This is a genomic window from Halomonas sp. ATBC28 (genome assembly GCF_005937175.1).
Classification (GTDB): domain Bacteria; phylum Pseudomonadota; class Gammaproteobacteria; order Pseudomonadales; family Halomonadaceae; genus Vreelandella; species Vreelandella titanicae.
Genome location: NZ_VCQL01000070.1, coordinates 1 through 881 on the forward strand (window position 1 = coordinate 1; position 881 = coordinate 881).

Annotated in this window: 1 protein-coding gene; it reads left to right on the forward strand. The window is 58.0% G+C overall.

Features of this window, described 5'->3' with window-relative positions:
• The first annotated feature begins 1 nt into the window (after position 1).
• Positions 2-751 carry an electron transfer flavoprotein subunit beta/FixA family protein gene (locus E0L35_RS25335; RefSeq protein ID WP_039858181.1) on the forward strand — a complete coding sequence of 250 codons (750 nt, stop codon included), beginning with the start codon at positions 2-4 and terminating at the stop codon, positions 749-751.
• The last annotated feature ends 130 nt before the right edge of the window (positions 752-881 follow it).

Here is an 881-nt window from a genome sequence, read left to right on the forward strand (position 1 = left end):
TATGAAAGTACTCGTCGCGGTGAAACGCGTCATCGACTATAACGTCAAAATCCGCGTTAAGGCGGATCATTCGGACGTCGATCTTACCAACGTCAAAATGGCCATGAACCCTTTCTGCGAAATTGCCGTGGAAGAGGCGGTACGCCTGAAAGAGAAGGGCGTGGCGACAGAAGTCGTCGCCGTCACGGTAGGGCCCAAAGCCGCCCAAGAGCAGCTGCGTACGGCGCTGGCGCTGGGCGCCGACCGCGCCATTCATATCGAAACCGACGAGCGCGCCGAATCCCTGGCCGTGGCCAAGCTGCTGGCCAAAGTGGTCGAAGAGGAGCAGCCGGGGTTGGTGGTGCTGGGCAAGCAGGCCATCGACACCGACAACAACCAGACCGGCCAAATGCTCGCCGCGCTGACCGGTCTGCCCCAAGGCACTTTTGCCTCGGAAGTTGCAGTGGACGGTGACAAGGTGCATGTGACCCGTGAAATCGACGGCGGCCTGCAAACCATCGCACTGACGCTACCGGCGATCGTCACCACCGACCTGCGCCTCAACGAGCCTCGCTACGCCAAGCTGCCTGACATCATGAAGGCCAAGAAAAAACCGCTGGATGTGAAAACCCCCGCCGACTACGGCGTCGAGGTCGCCTCCAAGGTCAGTCTGCTCAAAGTCGAGTCGCCCGCCGAGCGCAAAGGCGGCGTCAAAGTCGCCTCGGTAGACGAGCTGATCGACAAACTGAAAAACGAAGCCAAAGTTCTTTGAGATAAGCTCTTTAAGATAAGTGCTTTGAAAACCGTACTTTAAGAAAAGAGCTTTGAAAGGAGTTGATGCCATGAGCATTCTGGTACTTGCGGATCTACACGAAGGCCAACTGGCCGGCGCCACCGCCCAC

Coding starts and splice junctions, on each gene's coding strand:
- E0L35_RS25335 (WP_039858181.1), top strand. CDS start 2: ATGAAAGTACTCGTCGCGGTGAAACGCGTCATCGACTATAACGTCAAA.